The sequence below is a fragment of the Streptococcus oricebi genome, assembly GCF_017883985.1.
Taxonomy (GTDB): Bacteria; Bacillota; Bacilli; order Lactobacillales; family Streptococcaceae; genus Streptococcus; species Streptococcus oricebi.
This window is the reverse complement of the sequence record NZ_PRDG01000001.1, coordinates 361,082-380,524: the sequence shown is the minus strand read 5'-3', so window position 1 is coordinate 380,524 and position 19,443 is coordinate 361,082. Positions and strand designations below refer to the sequence as shown.

The following is a 19,443-nucleotide window of genomic DNA, read 5'->3' as shown; positions in this document are numbered from 1 at the left end:
TTGTTGTAATGATTGTTATTACATTTTATCAAGAAGGAAACTTGTCTGTCAATTTTATTGCTCTCATTCTGGCCAAGGATTCTTGAAAAGCAAGCCGCTTAAAGAAATCGATTCTCCATTTATTTTAGTAAGGGTTCTTGGATTAAGGATAGGCTGGTCCTTAATCCAAGCGCTTAGTCTAGGATTCGGTTTCTCCGTCTTTTTTTGGCTCTTCCTGGCTAGTAAAGGGCAGTTTACTGGCTAGACTAGAGAGATTTTCCTTGAGATTGCTAGCAATCTTGCTGGGGCTAGGCAGTTTTTGGTCCTCCCACCAGGCTTGGTAGCGGGTATCAAGCAGGAGCTTGCTGAGGCGTGAGAGCATGTCCTTTTCCTGATCGGACAGGGCTTGGGCATTTTTGAGGACCTCCGGTAATTTCTTGATATTCTCTAACTTGCTGAAATCATCAATAGACTGAATGCCAGCGTCCAGGATAAGACCAAAAAAGAGATCGAAGAAATCTTTTAATTCCTGGTCGGAGGTGCTGGCCACCCAAGTTTTTAGAGTTTTATCGACCTGGAGACTGTCAGCCTTGAGTGAATCAAGGAGAAAGAAGTCTCCATTTTGGATTTACCAGGAGAAGGTATTGTGCTGGGCGAAGCCACCCAGGGCTCGACTTTTGACAATCAAGGCCTCCTTGGTGGACTCCAACATCATACCGACAATAGAGGCTTGGGGAATATAGGGTTTGAGCTTGGGCAAGATAGCCTGATAGCCGGCCTGTTGGACTAATTCACGATTGAGACCAGGAGAGTCAAAGCTATAAACGGCCTCAATCCTGTCCTGAAATGAACCAGAGAGTTGGCTGGCCGCATAGGTCGCTAGGTTTCCTCCCTTGGAGTGGCCGACAAAGACAAACTGACCCGTTAGACTTTCCATCATCTTTTGGGCATATTCCTTGGCCAAAATCTGGGCTGGAACATGATCCATATAGGTCATATTAAAATCTTCCTTCCAGCCGATAATCGAGTCGTCTGTCCCACGAAAGGCAATCAGATACTTTTCTTTTTTGAGGCGGAAAATTAGGGCTGAAAATTGGACCTCCAAGTCCTCATCAATCTGATTGACATGGGCCAGGGCCTTGATGTTCTTGTAGCGTTTTAGTTGGCCGACCTGTTCAAGTAGGGCCAGGCGGTCCTTGGTCGTCATAGCCGACAGCTCATGCTTGACTTCTTCTTTTAGTTGGCTCAAGCGCTTGGCCTCCTCTAGTTGAGGGGTAGAAGTGACGATTTGCTCATAGTTGAGATAGCTAAGCTCCGCAAAAACCAGCATATCCAAGGCAGTAAAGTCCAAATCATAGATACTGTCATGAGCGACCTGGTCTAGATAAGTAAAAATATTTTCCATAGGAACCTCTTCAAATAAGTAATCTTAGTGTTAGTATAGCATATTTTCCCTAGAGCTTGGGATATTTGTTATAATAGAAGGAAGAAGTTAGAGGTGGTATGACCATGCATAAGATTTTTTTAGTAGAAGATGATCAAATTATTCGGCAAATGATTAAGAAATTATTGGAACAATGGGGCTTTCAGGTCTTTGCGGTGGAGGACTTCACCCAGGTTTTGACTGATTTTGTCCGGGAGGAGCCCCAGTTGGTCCTGATGGATATTGGCCTTCCTCTCTTTAATGGCTACCATTGGTGCCAGGAAATTCGGAAGATTTCAACCCTGCCTATTATGTTTTTATCCTCGCGCGACCAGGCCATGGATATTGTGATGGCTATCAATATGGGGGCAGATGACTATGTGACCAAGCCCTTTGATAATAATGTCCTCTTGGCCAAGATTCAAGGGCTTCTGCGGCGCTCCTATGAATTTGGGACGGATCAAAACCTCTTAGAGTACCAAGGAGTCATCCTCAATCTCAAATCGATGGACCTGCTGGTTGAGGGACAGGTAGTTTCCTTGACCAAGAATGAATTTCAGATTTTGCGGGTCCTCTTTGAGCATGCAGGGAGCATTGTGGCGCGTGATGATTTGATGCGCGAACTCTGGAATAGCGACTTCTTTATCGATGACAATACCTTGTCGGTCAATGTTGCCCGCCTGCGAAAAAAATTGGAGAGCTCTGGCCTCAAAAATTTCATCGATACCAAAAAAGGAATAGGGTACGGCTTGGCTCATGGATAGGCGAGATAAAATTTTCTTTTTAAAGCAACACATCTACGGGATTCGCTACCAGTTGGTCCTACTTTTGATTTGCGATCTGCTCTTGTTCCTCTTGGCTGCCTTATTTGATGATTACCGCTCCTTGCTTCATTATCTATTGCTGATTTTCCTCTTTTTTTCAGTCTTTATGATTTGGCTAGATTTGGCCTTTTCTTACCAGAACTTTCGTCGGGAAAAACTCTATGAGTCGGGTAGGCCCCAAACAGCCTTAGAAGCTCTGCTATTTGAAAAGATAGAGGACCTAAAGGCAGAAAAGCGGGAGCAGTTGGCCCTAGAAAAAGAGAGCAAGAATGACTTGCTGGACTACTATACCCTCTGGGCCCACCAGATTAAGACCCCTATTGCTGCAAGCTCCCTCCTGGTCCAAGACTTAAAGGAGGCAGACAGTAAGAAGCAGTTAGAACAGGAGATTTTTAAGATTGAATCCTATGTCAATTTAGTCCTCCAGTATCTGCGCCTGGAAAGTTTTCATGATGACTTGGTCCTGGCTGAGGAAAATCTTCACGACTTGGTCAAGGAAGTGGTGAAGAAATACGCCCTCTTCTTTATCCAAAAGGGCTTGCGCTTAAATCTACATGATTTGGATAGGCTGGTGATTACGGATAAGAAGTGGTTCCTGGTAATTTTAGAGCAGGTCCTATCCAACAGTCTCAAATATACCCAGGAGGGAGAGATTGAGATTTACTGTCAGGGTGACTGCCTTTACTTGAGGGACACTGGTCTGGGCATTCGCTCTAGCGATTTAAAACGAATCTTTGAGCGGGGTTTTTCCGGCTATAACGGACGTCTGACCCAGCAGTCCTCAGGTTTGGGCCTTTATTTGTCCAAGCAAATTGCGGATAAATTAGGGCATGGCTTGAGTCTGGAATCACAGGTGGGGCAGGGAACCAAGGTCTGTCTGAACTTGAGCAAGCAAAAACTCCTTCTGGATTAGTAGGTCTTTACAAGCTTGTCTTACAAAAGTGTAAGTTTTAGTCTTAAAATGAAAGGTTAGGTTATGGCAACCGCCTTTCTTTTTTTATATGATAGAACTAGAAGAAAGGGAAGTGGATCTAGTCAAGATTTGAGCCAGACCTAAACTTCGGAAAGGAAAACATCATGAAAAAAAGATTGATTTTACAAAAAGACCAGCCAAAACAAAGCCAAGCAATCAAGGACCAGGTGGCTAAGAGCCAGCTCCTCTATCAGATGAGCCAGTATTATTTTTGGCTCCAGTTTGAGCATTGAGTTTAAAGCTCGCAGCCAGTTCCTTTCTGGCTGATGATTGGTTCCCTGCTATTGAGACTCCATCAGTTTGTTTCTAGGAAGTAGTGAGGTGTTTTTCATGTTTCAGTTAACCAGTAAACTAGCTCTTTCTAATCTAGTCAAAAACCGCCATCTTTATTATCCCTTTGCCCTGGCTCTGATTTTAGCGACCAGTATCCTTTATAGTTTTGTGGCCCTAGCCCATGGTCCTAATATGGAAGCCTCCTATGGAGGAACGGCAGCTCGGACGACCCTGCGTTTGGGGATTTATATTGTCCAGCTGGCCCTCTTGATTCTAGTGGTCTATGGCAATAGCTTTGTGATGAAAAATCGCTGGCGAGAGCTGGGACTTTACCGAATATTGGGGATGGAAAAGAAGCATCTCCTCTTGATGACCTTATGGGAGTTGATTCTCTTATACCTAGTAATCCTAGGTCTGGGCCTCCTTTTGGGGATTTCCATGGAGTCTGCTCTCTATCACTTTTTACTCAAATTGATTGATATGCCCCTTGCCATCTCCTCCCTCTTCCAATGGAGCAACCTCCTTTGGCCTCTTTTTAGCCTAGGTCTGGCCTTTGTCTTGATTTTGGGTCTTAATTCCCTGCGTATCGTCAATTACAGCTCCCTCAATTTACTGAGGGAAAGCCGGGTCGGTGAAAAGGAAGGCCGCTTTTTGGGCCTACAAAGCCTGCTAGGCTTGATTCTCTTGAGCACAGCCTACTTTATCGCCCTTAGGATTACCCATCCAGTATCGGCCCTGCCCAACTTTTTCTTGGCTGTGCTACTGGTTATTCTGGCTAGTTTTCTCCTTTTTAATGCTGGGACCATTTCCTTCTTAAAATTTCTAAAGAGCCGTCCAAGCTATTATAAGAAGGCCAGCAACCTTATCGCCTATTCTAACCTTATCTCTAGGATGCGCAAAAACGCAGCTGGTTTGGCAACCATTTCCCTCCTTTCAACCATGCTCTTGGTCACCCTAACGGGCTCAATCAATATTTATATTGGAAATAAGGACTACTTAGATACCCTCTATCCTCATGCCTACAATCTTGTAAGGAGTCAGGCAAAAGAAGAGGTTGACCCCCAAATCCTGGATAAGGTCACAGAGCTGGCTAAAAAACATGGCCTCAAGGATATCCAAATCAAGTCCTATCTAAGTCAGAGCCAGCCGATTTTGCAAACAGGAAAAAACCAGTTTAAAGAGCCAACTAGTAAGAAGGGAGGAGAAAATCTAGGCGATTTGTTAGTAATTTCTCGGCAAGATTATGAAAAAATGACCGGCAATAAGCTGACCTTGAAGGACCATGAAGTCTTGGTTTATCAAGAAGGATTTCAACTAAGCCAGGGACAAAAATTAAAGCTAGCCGGGAAAGATTGGACCGTCAAACAAATATTGAACCAGGACTTTAGCCATGGCCACCTCAGCAATCCCAATAAAATCAGTTTTAACAAGCACCTGTATCTGGTCGTCAATCAGCCAGCCAGTCTGCAACTAAAGGGAGCCAAAAGTCATTATCTAGGACTGGAGACGAAAGATAAGCAAAATCAAGCTTTTCTCCAGGACCTCTATCAAGACTTAGGGACCCATTTAGGTCAAGGCCAGGACGATAAATCGCTTATCCTAACGATGCGGTCTGAAGTTGAAAAAGTCAGCAAGGAAACAGTAGGGACTCTACTCTTTATCGGAGTTTTTCTCTCCTTTATCTTTCTAGTAGCCACCGTACTGGTCATCTACTATAAGCAAATTTCAGAAGGTTATGAGGACCGGCAGAACTTTATTATTCTGGAAAAAGTCGGTCTGGATAAGCAGGAAGTTAGAAAAACCATTGGTAAGCAAATCTTGACCGTCTTTTTCCTTCCCTTATGCTTTGCCTTCTTGCATCTGGCAGCTGCTTTTAAGATGTTGACTTTAATTCTTAAAATTCTCGGAGTGACCAATCTTGGCTTACTCATCCAGACTAGCCTAGGCATCGCCCTTATCTTTTTCCTCATCTACATCAGCGTTTTCAGCCTGACCTCCCATAGCTACCAAAGAATTGTCAGCAGATAAAGATAAAAGACAGGCCACTTGGCCTGCCTTTTTTGGAAACAATTATTCACTTGTAAACATCTCCGCTCGTTCAATCTTTAAATCACCAAGGTTTTTGAAAGAATAGCGCTGACTACCTTTTTCAAACCAGACTTTTAAGACATCATCATAGAGAATTTCATGCGATTTTTTCTCCAACCAAGCCTTGTCGATATTGTAGGTTTTGAGGTAGTCAAGGACCTTGTTAGAACTCGATATATTTTGTTGTTTGGGATAATCAAGATTATAGAATTGGTAAATTTCTTTGAGTGTTAACTCACTTTCTTTATCTTTTTTACTTTCTTGTATTCGTTCCTGAGCAAAAGCAGTGGAAAGGTCACCGTTAGACAACTCAATATTTTCGGTAATCTTAGAATTTTTATAACTGTAAGTGATAAAAAGAAAAGTATTATCTGCTAATTTCTTTTTATATTGGAAAATCATTGTATCGTATTTATTGATATAAATAGATTTTTCTTCTCCCTCATGTTCAAATGATGACGGATAGTTAATCCATGTCGGCTCTTCACGATAGGACTGGTTGCTCCTTATTAAATTGCTAAATAAGGGAAGTCCTAGAAAATTTCGGTATCTGGTTTCGCCATAATATAGTTCCTTTAAAGGATTAGTAAGTGAATGATATTCGCTAATTTTTATATAGTGATAACTTCCCAACACCAATATTAGAGTGATAAAAAGAATATAAAAAATACGTTTTTTCATAATAATCTTGGCTGTCTGCTCGTCAAAACCGTATTGTTCTTAGGTTCTTTTTGAAAGACTGACCGGTTTCTTTCTTGATAATTTTTGGGGCTACTAGTTGCCCCTCCTCTTTATTAGTAATATTGTAGCCATTTATAGTAAGGCTGTCAAACCTTAGCAGGGGTTTTTCTAGTCTTTCATCTTGCTATTTGACCTCTTGTACTCTTATTTTGACCACTTGTGGGGAAAGGCGAGATTTGCCCCAAGTATTCTGTTAAGATAAGCTGTGAAAGGGAAGTTCTCTTTGTTAAAAGTTTGTAACTGACAGAAAGGAAATGCTATGTTATTGGAAACGAAAAATGTCTCTAAGCTCTATGGCAATAAGCCAGCGGTAAATGGGCTAAACTTGTCAATCAATCGTGGAAGTTTTACAGCCATTTTGGGACCCAATGGAGCGGGCAAGTCAACAACCATTCAGATGTTAATCGGTCTAATCCAACCTTCGGGTGGTCGCATTATCTATCAAGAAAAGATAAAACTAGGCGTGGTTTTTCAAAATAGTGTTTTAGACCAGGCTTTGACCGTTCGGGAAAATTTGGAAATCCGAGCCCGGCAGTATCGGGGATTGGAAAGTGACAGGGTAGAAGAGGTTATAGACCAGCTGGGTTTGACAAATTTTGCCCAGCAGACCTATGGCAGTCTATCTGGTGGTCAAAAGCGGCGGGTGGATATTGCGCGTGCCCTACTCAATAGTCCCGATATTCTCTTTTTAGATGAGCCGACGACTGGTTTAGATATTCAGACCAGGGCAGCCATTTGGCAACTCTTGCGCCACTTGCAAGAAAAGCAGGCCCTGACAGTTGTCTTAACGACCCACTATTTAGATGAGGCGGATGATGCCGATCAGGTCTATATCGTTGATCAAGGACGGATTATCGCCCAGGGCTCTGCGACCGATATTAAGAAGGACTATGCGCAAAACTTACTCAAGATTAGCACCTGGGACGCTCCAGCCTTTGAGCAGGCCCTTGCTGACTATGGTTTGCCCGCCTCTTCTATGGAAGAAAAGAGGGAGGGAGAGTTTATCCTAACTCTTGAAACTAGCGAGCAGGCCTTAGAGCTTTTGAGCCAGACCAAGTCCCTCATTAGCCATTTTGAATATCGACCGGGCACCATGGACGATGCCTTTATGGCTTTAACAGGAAGAGAGGTACGTTAGATGTTGATGTTAGTGAAAAGAAACTGCTGGCTTTATTTCAGAAATCGCAGTGGGGTGTTTACTTCCCTGCTGGGGGCTCTGATTTCCTTTTTCTTATATCTGATTTTTCTCAAGGCCAATATCAAGGCCGATTGGGCCCGGGTTCCCAATACCAATACCCTCTTGGATTTCTGGTTAATCGGTGGGACCTTGACTATTACTGGCCTAACCACCAGCCTTTCTGCCCTGGGGCAATTGGTTGCAGATAGGGAGAAGCAGGTTGCTAATGACCTCTATCTGACCGACCTTGGCCCTTGGGGCTTGGAATTTTCCTATCTCCTAACGGCCACTTTTATCAGCTTCATCATGCAGGTCTTGGTCTTTCTGGTCATGGTCAGCTACTTTTGCCTGACCGATCAAATCAACTTTTCCCTGAGTGTACTTCCAGAATTGAGCCTAGTGATGCTCTTAAGTGCTGCTTTGGCTAGCCTTTTCAATCTGCTAATCGTTCGACGTTTTCACTCGCTGGATAATTTAGGCCGGTTTGCCAATATTGTTGGTGCTGCCTCTGGCTTTCTAGTTGGGACCTATGTACCGATTGGCAGCCTGCCCCAGTCTGCTCAATATCTGATGAAGCTGACCCCGTCAACCTATATCGCCTCGCTGTTTCGCCAAGTCATGATGAAGGAGGGCATGGCTACTGCCTTTGTCAATAATGAAAAAGCCGCCGACCAGTTTGAAAAAATCATGGGTATCCGTTTGCACTGGGACAGCCTCTTGACAAGGCAGGAGACTTACTATATAGTTGTAGTAGTTTTAACCTTGCTTTTAGGTCTTTGGATCCTGCTTCAGGCTCGGACAAGTCGTCTCCTAAAGGTCAAGGTTCAATCAAGAAACTAGGAGGAGTCTCTCTTGCAAACAAAATTTGAAGTAGATCCCCAATATTCATCGGCTGACCCCTTGGTTCTAGTCAAAGCGGAGCAATTAACGGACGAGGCTCAGGAGGTCTTTGCCTACCTACAAGGTTTTCAGAGAAGCCAGGCCAAGCTGATTCCCATTAAGACAGATGATAAAATCTTGATGATTCGGCTAGATAATATCATTCTGGCCGATATTACCAAGACTAACCTCTTAGTCTATACCAGTGAGGGGACCTATCAGACGACCGAAAGTTTGACCCATTTTAGCCGGCGGCTCAATAGTCCCAATTTTATCCAAATCTCTAAGCATGCTCTCATCAATATCGACCATCTTGAGTCCCTGTCGGATAGCTTTTCTGGGAATATGAAAGCCAAGCTGAGCAAGCAAATCAAAGCAGATGTTAGTCGTAAGTACCTTAAGGGTTTGATGGACTATCTAGGGATTTAGGAGGAAAATGATGAAAAAAATTATATTAGGAATGATTGAAGGTTTACGAATAGGCGCTTTTATCTATCTCTTAGTTATCGCCTTAGAAATTCAACAATCGCCTCCCAGTGCCAAAAATATTTACAGTGTACTCGTCTTTAGTGCCTTGATTGGTCTGGTGACTCAGCTAGTTTTTGAACGAGATGCGCTCTCCAAACTCCAGAGCCTCATTCTCCACTGTATCTTGACAGCCATTTTGCTATCAGCCACCATGATTTACAATGACTGGCTCTCCCAGCTAATCAAGCCGATTTTTTGGTTGGAGTATATCCTGATTTATCTCTTTACCTGTCTTTACTTTATCCTAGATGGTTATCTAAAGACGCAAAAGATCAATCAGGCCCTGGATAAGCGGCGAGCAAGGAAAAAAGAAACTAGCAAGAAAGTCTAGAGTCAAATGAAAAAGCCAACAAGTTGGGCTTCTGCCATTCAGAATCCTACTTGTTGGTTTTTTATATGATTAGTTGATAGGAGTTTTAGCAAGCAACTTCTATCATAGCAATCTTTTGCTTCCAGACTCTTTGAGCCTGCTCTTAAACTCCCAGGTAAATATCAGGGAAGTGTTGGTAGAGGTAGTTAAAGACCTCATTTACTTGTTCATCTGTAGCTTTCCCGATATTCTTAAAGGGCAGATTTTTAGTTTTCCCATTTTTCAGACGAGCAATCAGGCTCGAATTGCGGCTACCCCTAACCCTTAAAAGATGGTGGTAAAGCTGCTTGACTTCCCGTAAATCCAAGATTAGGAAGCTACTGTAATCAACCATCAGGTGGTTTTTGTAGATATAAATCTTGAGTTGAGGGTCCTGATAGCTGGCTACATGGGCCAGTTGCTCCAAGCTACCGTTTAGTTCAGGATAGTTCTGATAGAGTTCCTCATAGGCCTTATTGCTCTTCTTTTGAGTATAAAAGGCATTGAAGACAAAGAAGGCAGCAAGCAGAGAGAAGACTCCGGCAGCGATAGTAGTGGTTAGCTGACCAGACTTATACTCTGATAGTGAGACATAGCTATAGTAGGAGAAGTTACGGGTAAGTTCCTCATCCGCCTTCAGATCCTTGAGTAGACCCTGCATAAAGTTAGCATAGTCCTTGATGGTCTTATTACTGCTATAGTGGGCATCAAAGTATTTCCCAACCAGTTTTTCTGGCTTGTCGGCTAAGCTCTTGCCTTTTTTAATCAGGCGGGCAATATCCTTGTCATCAGGACTGGCTTGAAGGGCGAAAAATCCCTTGTCATATTGGGCCACCCAGAGTTGGGTCTTATTATCAATGTCGGCTACAGGCTCTGGAGTAATCCAATAAACATCCACCAGAACTTCCGTCGGGTCATTCTTGGTCTTTTCTCCTTTAAAGACAGCCCCTTCCTTTTCCAGCTTGGCTGGGGAAGTGTTGGTCAGATTGAAGAAGAAAAATCCGCCACCAATCAAGAGAAAGATACTAGCAATGACAATGTTAGTCACAAAAAATTTTTTTCGTTTTTCCTTAAGCATGTTTTCCTCCATAAATGCTTAGATGGGAGAAGAAAAAACTTTCTTCTAGACTGAGATACAAGACTAAGTCTTATATCAAGGACAAGCAATAAAGACAAGCCTCCCCGCACATGATTTATTGCTGTTTAAATTATAGCATAAAATAAGGTTTGACAAAAGCCTCCCAAGGTGTTACAATGTGAATGAATAGAAAAATGTATTCATTCACAAAAGGAGGGGGAGAATGACGGATAAAAAAGCAAAACTGCGTCAGGCTGCGCGGGACGTTTTTGCCCAGAAAGGCTATAAAAGCACTAATATCTCGGACATTACCAAGCGGGCAGGCATGGCGGTGGGCTCTTTCTACAAGCACTACGCTTCCAAGGAAGCCATTTTCCTTGATGTTTATATTGAAGAAAATGCGACGGTGCGGGAGAAGATTATCCAGCAGGTGGACTGGCAGGCTGAGCCAGAAGCCCTGATAGAGCAGTTTTTTCAGGTCAATTTTAGCTTAATCTTGCAGAACAAAATCCTGACGGAATGGAGCAATCCAGCGATTTCCCCCGTTTTGCACCAGCATTTTTCATCAGAAGAAGTAAAGAAAAACTACAATTTTCATCAATTTTTGGTTGAGACTTTTTCCGAGCGGCTACAAGAAGAAGGAATTGCGCCCGATTTGATTGAAGAAATCATGCAGGTCTACCAATTACTTTACTATGTGGACTGCCATATGACGGAAGCAGATTTTGCTGGCTACAATGAGGCGATGCCTACTCTGATTCGGTATTTCGTCAAGGGAATTTTCGCAGATAAGCCCCAGTCTTGAAAAAGATAGCTTGCTACAAATGGTTTGGGGGAAGATTGCCGGTAAATCTTTCCTCACAGCTATGAATTTATTTTTTGGTTCAAAAATGAATGAATAATAAAAAATATTCATTCAAAAACAGAAGGAGGAAATATCATGGAAAACAAAGGAGGTATCACAATGAGTGGTTTGAGTATTTTGGGCTTTTGCATTATCATTATCGGTCTTTTAACCATTGTCTTTGGCGGCAGCGAGTTTGTAAGCTAGCCAGTCTGGCGCTTGCTACGCTAGCATCTTCTTGGTATATTTACCAAATTCAGGAAATGGATATGATTTTGCGGCTCATTTCCATTGTCGTTGTGCTGGGCTTTGCGGCTTGGTTCACCATGCTCTTTTTAAGAAAGTAGGTCACTTATGATTATCGTTTATGATAGCCACACGGGTTTGGGCAAGGCTTTTGCAGAAAGTCTGGGCTACCCAAGTCAGTCCGTTAAGGAAAAATTAGACCAAGATTGTATCCTCATCACGCGAAATGTTGGCGCTGGGAAAATTCCTTGGTCCACCAAGCGTTTTATCAAAAAGCACACCCATCTGATTAAGGGCTTTGTCGTAAATGGCGATAGGATCAAGCATGCAGCGACTTTTTGCGGAGCGTCTCCCCTCATTGTTGAAAAATATGGCTTGCTCCATATTAGAAATATTGAGGGAGCTGGTAATCCCGAGGATGCCAGACTAGTGAAAGAATGGATAGAAAATCACTGATGATAAAGGAAACTCTAAGTTGAAGGTGCTGTCGGCTCTTGACTTAGAGTTTTATTTTTCAAAAGAGAGAGGGCTTAAGTTTTCTTCCTTTTTATGTTAGAATAAGACCAAGAGTGCTAGGTCTTGTGATCTGGTTGGCTAGTTTCTTTTTAGGAAAGTAGGTTCTTTATGATTGTTGTTTATGATAGTAGGACGGGCCTGGGTCAGGCCTTTGCTCAAAGTCTGGGCTACCCCAGTCAGTCGGTCAAGGAAAAGTTGACCCAACCCTGTATTTTAGTGACACGAAATGCCGGTTATGGAAAAATTCCTTGGTCCACCAAGCGCTTTATCAAAAAGCATGCCCATCTGATTAAGGGTTTTGTGGTCAATGGCGATCGGAAAAGATTTGCCAAAACCTTTTGTGGGGCTAGCCCATTGATTGTTGAGAAATACGGTCTCCACCATATCCGAGATATTGAAGGTTCGGGCCAACTTGCCGACCAGGAGGCCGTCAAAGCCTTTCTAGAAAATCTTTAAGCAGCAAAAGTTCTCTTTTTGATGGAGGCCTTTCTATCTTTTGAACCTAGTGCTAAATACTGGCTTACCAGCATTTTAGTCTGTCTATCCAAGACTAAATTGAGGGCAAGTTTCTTCATTAAATACTAAACTCCCAATCAAAGTTTACTTGATTGGGAGTTTTTTTCAAAAAATGGGAAAAACATAGATTTTTCTTGTTTTTTTATGGTAGAATATTCTTGTATCGGTGTGCGCATTTTAGTTTATGAATCAAACATTTACTAAAGGAGGAAATGCTTGCTAGGCCGGTCATTCCCCTTTTCGCCTAGCGATAAGGAAACAATATAAATAGAAAGGAAGTTTGAATGAAAAAGAAATTTGCGACATGGTTGCAATTGCTAGTCCTAACTTTAGGAGCTTTTTTACCAGCCCTGTCCAGTGCCAAAAAGGTTGAGGCCAAGACAGTTGCTGATATCATCACCTCAATCAATGTTACAGACAGCTCTGGCAATGCCCTGGGCGGCGTTGGTATCTGGGAGAATTTTCGGGTCAATGCGACCTTTACTCTTCCCAACAACACTGTCAATGAGGGGGATACCACAACTATCCAGTTACCAAATCAGCTAGCCATCCAGTCAGATACGACCTTTGATGTGAATGCTGGTGGAGTCGTGGTGGCTAAGGCGACTGTCAATCGGGATGCCAAAACGGTAACCCTGACTTATACCAACTTTGCCTCCCAGCACTCAGGAGTTACTGGTAATTTCTTCTTTTATGCCATTGTGGACCATACGCAGGTCAAGGAAGAAGCCGATATCCCTCTTCCCTTTACGGTTGAAGGAAAAACAGTAGATGGGGGAAATGTTCACTATAACGGCCCGCCCAAGCCCTATGAATCTCAGATTGAAAAGGGTGGTTGGCAGGACGGCACCACTATCCGTTATGACATCGCCGTTAACCGGAGTATGAAGAATCTTGGAAATACGACCATCACCGATGCCATCAGTGATGAAAATCCTGGAGTTTCTATTGACCCTGCCACCCTCAAGGTCTATAAATTGAAATGGTCTTGGGACAATGGCGACTGGGCCAAGAGCGAAGTTGAAGAAGTATCTGACAAGGTACCGACCTATTCTGACGGCAACCGAAAATTCTCACTAGACTTGGGCAATGTTGATAATACAACTGGTTACCTGATTAGCTATGCGGTTACAACCTCCTATAACCCAGCTGACGGTGAAAAGTTTGTTAATGACTCGTCCTTATTAGTAGACGGTGCCAAGATAGACGGTTCCCAGGCTTCATTTAACTATCAGGTGGCTGGTGGTAGTGCAGAAGGTTATACCTTTAGTATTACCCTGCACAAGACCAACGACGCCAACCAACCCTTAGAGGGAGCAGAGTTTGAAGTGGTTCGTGATGCTACCAAGGTAGTGGTCGGAAAGATTACCACGGATAGTAATGGGATGGCCACAGTTGACAAGCTCTTGAAGGATAACTATACCTTGAGAGAGACCAAGGCGCCAACTGGCTACCAAAAGTCAGACCAGGAAATCAAGATTAGTCCTAGCGACTTTGGCGCTAATAAGACAGTGACTAGGGACTTTGTCAATGTTAGAGCGACCCAGACCCACCCGATTACCTTCTCCAAGGTCAACCTTGGCGGTCAAGAAATCGCTGGTGCTCAAATCAAGATTTATGCCGGCGAGACAGCCACCGGTACTGCGGTTAGCGAGTGGACTTCAGAAGCTGGTAAGTCTAAGGAATTAGACCTCAAACCAGGCAAGTACACCTTCCATGAGGAAGCAGCACCTAATGGTCTGCTTAAGGTTACCGATATTGTCTTTGAAGTCAAGCAGGACGGAACAGTAGCAGTGACCAACCTTGGTGAGAAAGACGCCAAGGGAGAGAGCAATAATGTCCAAGCCAGCGGCTCTAAGCTGACAGTCACAGACAAGACAGATGATTTGGCCCGTAAGGTGACCTTCTCCAAGGTTAACCTTGGCGGTGAAGAAATCGCTGGTGCCCAAATCAAGATTTATGCTGGTGAGACAGCCACCGGTACTGCAGTTAGCGAGTGGACTTCAGAAGCAGGTAAGTCTAAGGAGTTGGACCTGAAACCAGGCAAGTACACCTTCCATGAGGAAGCAGCGCCGACAGGCTACTTGGCAGTGACTGACATCACCTTCCAGGTCAACTATGACGGTAGTGTGACTGTTCTTAAGACCAACAGCAATGCGGTTGAGTATAAGAACGGCAAGCTGGTGATTACCGACCAGAATGATGAAAATCCGCGTAAGGTGACCTTCTCCAAGGTCAATCTAGGCGGTGAAGAAATCGCCGGTGCTCAAATCAAGATTTATGCAGGCGAAACAGCTACGGGCACTGCAGTTAGTGAGTGGACTTCAGAGGCTGGCAAGTCTAAGGAGTTGGACCTCAAGCCAGGCAAGTACACCTTCCATGAAGAGGCAGCTCCAACTGGCTACCTAGCTGTGACCGACATCACCTTCCAGGTCAACTATGACGGTAGCGTGACTGTTCTTAATACCAACAGCAACGCGGTTGAGTACAAGAACGGCAAGCTAGTTATCACTGACCAAAACGACGAGAACCCTCGTAAGGTGACCTTCTCCAAGATTAACCTTGGCGGTCAAGAAATCGCTGGTGCTCAAATCAAGATTTATGCCGGCGAGACAGCTACTGGAACTGCTGTCAGCGAGTGGACGTCAGAAGCAGGTAAGTCTAAGGAGTTGGACCTCAAGCCAGGTAAATACACCTTCCATGAAGAGGCAGCTCCAACTGGCTACCTAGCTGTGACCGACATCACCTTCCAAGTCAACTATGACGGTAGTGTGACTGTTCTTAACACCAACAGCAATGCGGTTGAGTACAAGAATGGCAAGTTGGTGATTACCGACCAAAATGACGAGAACCCTCGCAAGGTGACCTTCTCCAAGGTCAACCTTGGTGGTGAAGAAATCGCTGGTGCTCAAATCAAGATTTATGCTGGCGAGACAGCGACTGGGACCGCAGTTAGTGAGTGGACTTCAGAGGCTGGCAAGTCTAAGGAGTTGGACCTCAAGCCAGGCAAGTACACCTTCCATGAGGAAGCGGCGCCAACTGGCTACCTAGCTGTGACCGACATCACCTTCCAGGTCAACTATGACGGTAGCGTGACTGTTCTTAATACCAACAGCAACGCGGTTGAGTACAAGAACGGCAAGCTAGTTATCACTGACCAAAACGACGAAAACCCTCGTAAGGTGACCTTCTCCAAGGTTAATCTCGGCGGTCAAGAAATCGCTGGTGCTCAAATCAAGATTTACGCAGGCGAGACAGCTACCGGTACTGCAGTTAGCGAGTGGACGTCAGAGGCGAACAAGTCTAAGGAAGTAGACCTCAAGCCAGGCAAGTATACTTTCCATGAGGAAGCAGCGCCAACTGGCTACTTGGCAGTGACGGACATCACCTTCCAGGTCAACTATGACGGCACTATCACCGTTCTTAACACCAACAGCAATGCGGTTGAGTACAAGAATGGCAAGTTGGTGATTACCGACCAACTGGCTGACCCTAAGAGCCCTAAAGATCCAGGGAATAAGGATGAGAAGAAGGCTCCATCAGATGAGAGGGATCCAGGAACTGAAACTAGGACCGGTAAGACCAAGAAAGTCTTACCAGCCACCGGTAGTCAGGCTTCTATCCACCTCCTACTAATGGGCTTGGTCTTGGCTAGCCTGGCTTACCTGGTCTACAAGACCAAAGGAAAACAGTTCTAATAACTAAGAGACAAGACTGGGACTAGTAAACCTAGCAAGAACCTCAGGCCACTTGTTCACAGCTTTGATAAAGAACTTTATAAGGACTAGGAAGCATTCTTTTAGCGAGTGACTCCTGGTCCTTTTTCTTTTGCCTTTATTTATCCATATTTAAAAACGCCCACTTATCTATCAGTCCATGCTAGAGGCCAAAGACCGACTAGTTTTACTTCTCTTTCCAGGGTTTAAGGTCCTTTATTTCCGTCTTTCTTTATTCAGAGTCTTTTTTCTTGTCTTACAGAATTGTAAGATTTTACCTAAAAATGAAAGATTAACTTATGGAAAGTTGCTTTTTTTTACTGTATGATGGATATATAATAGAAAAGAGGTTAGAGTATGTCACTATTAAATGTTCAACATGTTAAAAAAATCTATAAAACTCGTTTTCAAGGAAGTCAAGTGGAAGCCTTGAAGGATATTCATTTCACTGTCGAAAAAGGCGAATATGTAGCCATTATGGGAGAGTCGGGCTCTGGTAAATCGACCCTCTTAAATATCTTGGCTATGCTGGATAAGCCGACCGAAGGGCGGGTCTTTCTAAATGATGTCGATACAGCAACCATTAAAAATAAGGCAGCCTCTAGCTTCAGGCGGGAAAAACTCGGTTTCGTATTTCAAGACTTCAATCTGCTAGATACCCTATCAGTTAAGGACAATATCCTTTTGCCCCTTGTTTTATCTCGCAGACCCATTTCCGAGATGATGCGTAAGCTGGTTGAGACCTGCAATGATTTGGGCATCAATAGCCTGCAAGAAAAGTTCCCCTATGAAATTTCTGGTGGGCAAAAGCAAAGGGTGGCCGTAGCCCGCTCCATTATCACCGAGCCAGAAATTCTTTTGGCTGATGAACCAACGGGGGCCCTTGACTCCAAATCCTCAGCTGCCCTTTTAGATGTCTTTGACCACATCAATAACCAGGGGCAAACCATTCTGATGGTCACCCATTCGACCGCAGCAGCCAGCCGGGCCAAGAGGGTCCTCTTTATCAAAGATGGTATCCTCTACAATCAAATCTTCCGCGGGGACAAGACCGAACGTCAAATGTTCCAGGAAATCTCGGCTACCTTAACTCTGATGGCAAGCGGGGTAGAAAGTCATGTTTAAATTAACCAGCAAGTTAGCCCTTTCTAACCTAATCAAGAATCGTACGCTTTACTATCCCTTTGCCCTGGCTACCTGTATAGCAGTAGCGATTACCTATATTTTCATGTCTCTAACCTTCAACCCTCATATCCGAGATTTGAGGGGGGCAGACAGCATCCAGTTTGTCCTGGCTCTGGGGGTTTTCGTTGTCTCGATTGCAACGGGCGTTATTGTCCTTTACGCCAATAGCTTTGTCATGAAGAACCGCTCCAAGGAAATGGGGGTCTATGGTATGCTGGGGTTGGACAAGCGTCACCTCTTATCCATGGTCCTCAAGGAACTCTTCCTTTTTGGTGTGGTTACAGTCAGTCTAGGTTTGGGTCTAGGGCTCCTCTTTGATCAGCTGATTTATGCTGTTCTTCTGAAGCTGATTCATTTTCCGGTCCGCTTGGTTTCGACCTTTCAGCTCCCCGTTTTGATTGGGACCATCGTCTTTTACGGTCTGGTCTTTGCCTTTCTCATGTTTGTCAATGGGATTCGCATTCTCAGGTTCAATCCCCTCCAGCTAAGCAAGGAGCGGATTAGTGGGGAGAAGAAGGGACGCTTTCTCAAGTTTCAGACCCTGCTCGGTCTTATTTCGACCGGTATGGGCTACTGGTTTGCCTTAAGTGTGAAGAACCCCTTGTCAGCCATTCTTATTTTCTTTCTGGCTGTTCTCCTAGTTATCCTAGGGACCTACCTGCTTTTCAATGCAGGAACGACCGTCTTTCTCCATATTTTGCAAAAGAAGAAGACCTACTATTACCAGCCTAATAACTTTATCTCGGTTTCCAATCTGATTTTCCGAATGAAGAAAAATGCAGTCGGTCTGGCAACTATCTCTATCCTGTCTACCATGATTTTAGTCTGTCTGACAGTAGGAGTTTCCATTTATGCTGGTTCAAAAAACTTTGTTGATAATACCGCTCCAGCCGACTTTAATATCACAGGTCGCAGCCTAGAGCAGGCAGATGTAGCAGAGCTTTTTCAGCGCTTTGAGACAGAAAGTCAGAGTCAGATTAAAAAGTCCCATATCTACTATTATCGGACAGCAAGCATTGATAGTCTAGCCAATAATCAATTTAACCTTAACAAGACAGAAGGAAAAATTCAGAAGGTTCCCTTCGGTGTCCTCCTCGTTTTCTCCGCTAGTGATTATCAAGAGTTGACCGGTCAAAAACTGGACTTAGCCGATCAAGAAGCAGCTGTCTGGTCAGCCAGTGGCTCAATCGAAGAAGGCAAGGACCTACAAGTTGAAGGCCAGAACTGGAAGATAAAAGAGCTGCTCAAGCAAGACTTTGCGGCTGGTCGCCTTCCTAATTCCTATCAAATGGTTACTAGGCAACTCTTTTATATGGTGGTCAAGGATCCTGAACAGGTCCAAATCCCGCAAACCAAGATGAATGCCTCCCAAGTCTACGGCTACCTAGATGTTGATGGAGATAAAAAGACCTTGGAAGACTATGAGGAAAAATTAGAGCAGATTGCCAAGGAGATAATGAGTGGCTTTACTGATAGCAGCAAGTACATCCAGATTATAGGTCGTCAGAGAGTGCAGACAGAACTTTACAGTCTGGTCGGGGGTGTCTTCTTTATCGCTATCTTCTTATCAGTAGTCTTTCTGCTAGGAGCAGTGCTGGTTATTTACTACAAGCAAATTTCAGAAGGTTACGAGGACCGAGACCGCTTTATCATCCTGCAAAAGGTGGGCTTGGACCAAGACCAGATTCGCTCCACCATTCGCAAGCAAGTCTTGACCGTCTTTTTCCTCCCCCTCATCTTTGCCTTTGTGCACCTAGCCTTTGCCTACCACATGATTAGTCTAATTCTGCAAATTATCCTGGGTACCTATAATTTTGGCCTGATGCTAATGGTTACACTAGGGACCTGTGCTGCCTTCCTGCTTGTTTATATCCTAGTTTTTACTTTGACTTCAAGGTCCTACCGCAAGATTGTTTCTCTTAATTAGGAGAGGTTTGTGGACCTAGAAAAGCTCCTTGCAAAACTTTTGTGGCTGGCCTAGCTTGCTTATTCCTTCCCAGCTCCCTAGTCTGTTCCTGCTTGATTTTTAGAAGCAGGACCGGCTTCTTGTCAAAAGCTCTGAGCTTATGATAAAATAGACAAATCGTGCCAAATGATATTGCAAGCAA

At 44.0% G+C, this 19,443-nt stretch carries 15 protein-coding genes and 3 pseudogenes; 15 read left to right on the top strand and 3 right to left on the bottom strand.

What is annotated here, in order from left to right:
* Positions 1-178 precede the first annotated feature (178 nt).
* Positions 179-1,384: pseudogene (locus C4K46_RS01740) on the bottom strand (DUF2974 domain-containing protein).
* Positions 1,385-1,488: 104 nt separating this feature from the next.
* On the opposite strand from C4K46_RS01740, the gene C4K46_RS01735 reads away from it, so the two are divergent.
* The 4 genes from C4K46_RS01735 (at position 1,489) to C4K46_RS01725 (ending at position 5,500) form a co-directional block, all read left to right on the top strand.
* Positions 1,489-2,166: a response regulator transcription factor gene (locus C4K46_RS01735; RefSeq protein WP_209626730.1), complete on the top strand. Its 678-nt coding sequence runs from the start codon at positions 1,489-1,491 to the stop codon at positions 2,164-2,166.
* Complete coding sequence (locus C4K46_RS01730) at positions 2,159-3,139, top strand: sensor histidine kinase (protein WP_209626728.1); 981 nt, start codon at positions 2,159-2,161, stop codon at positions 3,137-3,139. Before C4K46_RS01735 ends, C4K46_RS01730 begins: the two co-directional genes overlap by 8 nt.
* 164 nt (positions 3,140-3,303) lie before the next feature.
* A complete protein-coding gene (locus C4K46_RS10595; protein WP_275946360.1) occupies positions 3,304-3,432 on the top strand; it encodes a hypothetical protein in 129 nt (42 codons plus the stop codon).
* Between the two features lie 97 nt (positions 3,433-3,529).
* On the top strand, positions 3,530-5,500 hold the full coding sequence (locus C4K46_RS01725; RefSeq protein ID WP_209626726.1) for an ABC transporter permease: 1,971 nt from the start codon (positions 3,530-3,532) through the stop codon (positions 5,498-5,500).
* Between the two features lie 42 nt (positions 5,501-5,542).
* On the opposite strand, the gene C4K46_RS01720 is transcribed toward C4K46_RS01725, so the two are convergent.
* Positions 5,543-6,241, bottom strand: coding sequence for a TipC family immunity protein (locus C4K46_RS01720; protein ID WP_209626724.1), 699 nt, complete (start codon positions 6,239-6,241; stop codon positions 5,543-5,545).
* Between the two features lie 319 nt (positions 6,242-6,560).
* Between C4K46_RS01720 and C4K46_RS01715 the strand changes: the two genes are divergently transcribed.
* Genes C4K46_RS01715 through C4K46_RS01700 form a run of 4 tightly spaced genes read left to right on the top strand, consistent with a single transcriptional unit; the run spans position 6,561 to position 9,216 of the window.
* Positions 6,561-7,439 carry an ABC transporter ATP-binding protein gene (locus C4K46_RS01715; RefSeq protein WP_209626722.1) on the top strand — a complete coding sequence of 293 codons (879 nt, stop codon included), beginning with the start codon at positions 6,561-6,563 and terminating at the stop codon, positions 7,437-7,439.
* On the top strand, positions 7,440-8,318 hold the full coding sequence (locus C4K46_RS01710) for an ABC transporter permease (RefSeq protein WP_209626720.1): 879 nt from the start codon (positions 7,440-7,442) through the stop codon (positions 8,316-8,318).
* A gap of 12 nt (positions 8,319-8,330) precedes the next feature.
* Entirely contained in the window at positions 8,331-8,786 is a 456-nt protein-coding gene (locus tag C4K46_RS01705; RefSeq protein WP_209626718.1) for a LytTR family DNA-binding domain-containing protein, read from the top strand.
* 7 nt (positions 8,787-8,793) lie between these two features.
* Positions 8,794-9,216, top strand: coding sequence for a DUF3021 domain-containing protein (locus C4K46_RS01700; protein ID WP_245335100.1), 423 nt, complete (start codon positions 8,794-8,796; stop codon positions 9,214-9,216).
* Positions 9,217-9,358: 142 nt separating this feature from the next.
* Here the strand turns inward: C4K46_RS01700 and C4K46_RS01695 are convergent, their stop codons facing one another.
* Positions 9,359-10,312 carry a hypothetical protein gene (locus C4K46_RS01695; RefSeq protein ID WP_209626716.1) on the bottom strand — a complete coding sequence of 318 codons (954 nt, stop codon included), beginning with the start codon at positions 10,310-10,312 and terminating at the stop codon, positions 9,359-9,361.
* 223 nt (positions 10,313-10,535) lie between these two features.
* On the opposite strand from C4K46_RS01695, the gene C4K46_RS01690 reads away from it, so the two are divergent.
* The 7 genes and pseudogenes from C4K46_RS01690 to C4K46_RS01660 all read left to right on the top strand — a co-directional run bounded on the left by C4K46_RS01690 (position 10,536) and on the right by C4K46_RS01660 (position 19,262).
* Entirely contained in the window at positions 10,536-11,117 is a 582-nt protein-coding gene (locus C4K46_RS01690) for a TetR/AcrR family transcriptional regulator (protein WP_209626713.1), read from the top strand.
* 393 nt (positions 11,118-11,510) lie between these two features.
* Positions 11,511-11,858 (top strand): class Ib ribonucleoside-diphosphate reductase assembly flavoprotein NrdI, encoded by a 348-nt coding sequence (locus C4K46_RS01680; protein WP_209626711.1) that lies wholly within the window; start codon positions 11,511-11,513, stop codon positions 11,856-11,858.
* A gap of 168 nt (positions 11,859-12,026) precedes the next feature.
* Entirely contained in the window at positions 12,027-12,374 is a 348-nt protein-coding gene (locus tag C4K46_RS01675) for a class Ib ribonucleoside-diphosphate reductase assembly flavoprotein NrdI (protein ID WP_209626709.1), read from the top strand.
* 344 nt (positions 12,375-12,718) lie between these two features.
* Positions 12,719-13,150, top strand: a pseudogene (locus C4K46_RS10685) (Ig-like domain-containing protein); the annotation flags it as partial.
* A gap of 555 nt (positions 13,151-13,705) precedes the next feature.
* A pseudogene (locus tag C4K46_RS01670) lies at positions 13,706-16,132 on the top strand (SpaA isopeptide-forming pilin-related protein); the annotation flags it as partial.
* Between the two features lie 375 nt (positions 16,133-16,507).
* On the top strand, positions 16,508-17,275 hold the full coding sequence (locus tag C4K46_RS01665; protein ID WP_209626706.1) for an ABC transporter ATP-binding protein: 768 nt from the start codon (positions 16,508-16,510) through the stop codon (positions 17,273-17,275).
* The gene (locus tag C4K46_RS01660) at positions 17,268-19,262 is read left to right on the top strand and encodes an ABC transporter permease (RefSeq protein ID WP_209626704.1); all 1,995 of its coding nucleotides are present in this window, start codon (positions 17,268-17,270) and stop codon (positions 19,260-19,262) included. The genes C4K46_RS01665 and C4K46_RS01660 overlap by 8 nt, the downstream gene beginning before the upstream one ends.
* Positions 19,263-19,443 lie beyond the last annotated feature (181 nt).

What these genes read in the sequence shown, in the direction of transcription:
- C4K46_RS01720 (WP_209626724.1), bottom strand. Translation starts at nt 6,241, where the DNA reads ATGAAAAAACGTATTTTTTATATTCTTTTTATCACTCTAATATTGGTG.
- C4K46_RS01700 (WP_245335100.1), top strand. Translation starts at nt 8,794, where the DNA reads ATGATGAAAAAAATTATATTAGGAATGATTGAAGGTTTACGAATAGGC.
- C4K46_RS01665 (WP_209626706.1), top strand. Translation starts at nt 16,508, where the DNA reads ATGTCACTATTAAATGTTCAACATGTTAAAAAAATCTATAAAACTCGT.
- C4K46_RS01725 (WP_209626726.1), top strand. Translation starts at nt 3,530, where the DNA reads ATGTTTCAGTTAACCAGTAAACTAGCTCTTTCTAATCTAGTCAAAAAC.
- C4K46_RS01735 (WP_209626730.1), top strand. Translation starts at nt 1,489, where the DNA reads ATGCATAAGATTTTTTTAGTAGAAGATGATCAAATTATTCGGCAAATG.
- C4K46_RS01710 (WP_209626720.1), top strand. Translation starts at nt 7,440, where the DNA reads ATGTTGATGTTAGTGAAAAGAAACTGCTGGCTTTATTTCAGAAATCGC.
- C4K46_RS01715 (WP_209626722.1), top strand. Translation starts at nt 6,561, where the DNA reads ATGTTATTGGAAACGAAAAATGTCTCTAAGCTCTATGGCAATAAGCCA.
- C4K46_RS01695 (WP_209626716.1), bottom strand. Translation starts at nt 10,312, where the DNA reads ATGCTTAAGGAAAAACGAAAAAAATTTTTTGTGACTAACATTGTCATT.
- C4K46_RS01690 (WP_209626713.1), top strand. Translation starts at nt 10,536, where the DNA reads ATGACGGATAAAAAAGCAAAACTGCGTCAGGCTGCGCGGGACGTTTTT.
- C4K46_RS01730 (WP_209626728.1), top strand. Translation starts at nt 2,159, where the DNA reads ATGGATAGGCGAGATAAAATTTTCTTTTTAAAGCAACACATCTACGGG.
- C4K46_RS01680 (WP_209626711.1), top strand. Translation starts at nt 11,511, where the DNA reads ATGATTATCGTTTATGATAGCCACACGGGTTTGGGCAAGGCTTTTGCA.
- C4K46_RS01675 (WP_209626709.1), top strand. Translation starts at nt 12,027, where the DNA reads ATGATTGTTGTTTATGATAGTAGGACGGGCCTGGGTCAGGCCTTTGCT.
- C4K46_RS10595 (WP_275946360.1), top strand. Translation starts at nt 3,304, where the DNA reads ATGAAAAAAAGATTGATTTTACAAAAAGACCAGCCAAAACAAAGCCAA.
- C4K46_RS01660 (WP_209626704.1), top strand. Translation starts at nt 17,268, where the DNA reads ATGTTTAAATTAACCAGCAAGTTAGCCCTTTCTAACCTAATCAAGAAT.